The following is a 558-nucleotide window of genomic DNA, read 5'->3' on the forward strand; positions in this document are numbered from 1 at the left end:
CCAGCTCGGCCAGCATCCGACCGATCCGCTCCGGCTCCACATCCATCAAGTCGAACGCCCGATACATCACACCGGGATGCTCAGCCGCCACCGTCCCCGGGTCACGGACATCGGTCTTGCCCATCTCCAGGAACCGACCACCCCGCGGCAGCAGACGCAACGACGCGTCCACGAACTCACCCGCCAGCGAATCCAGCACGACATCCATGCCGTTGCCGCCGGTCGCCGCCAGGAACGCGTCCTCGAAGGCCAGGTCACGTGAGGAGGCGATGTGGGCCTCGTCCAGCCCCAGGGCACGCAGGGTGCCCCACTTGCCGGCACTCGCCGTGCCGAACACCTCCGCACCCAGATGCCGCGCCACCTGCACCGCCGCCATACCCACACCACCCGCAGCAGCGTGCACCAACACCGACTCGCCGGGCTTGACGGCTCCGAGGTCGGTCAGCGCGTAGTACGCCGTCAGGAAGACCACCGGCACCGACGCCGCCTCGGCGAACGACCATCCGTCAGGCACCCGCGCCACCTTGCGCGCATCCGCCACCGCCACCGGCCCGAACG

The 558-nt window shown here is 69.9% G+C and carries 1 protein-coding gene; it reads right to left on the bottom strand.

Annotated elements, in window-relative coordinates; all coding sequences use genetic code 11:
* Positions 1-558: zinc-binding dehydrogenase (locus AQJ64_RS44915; RefSeq protein WP_159060386.1), on the bottom strand; the 558-nt coding region annotated here is incomplete at both ends.

The sequence above is a fragment of the Streptomyces griseoruber genome (assembly GCF_001514205.1).
GTDB classification, from domain to species: Bacteria; Actinomycetota; Actinomycetes; order Streptomycetales; family Streptomycetaceae; genus Streptomyces; species Streptomyces griseoruber.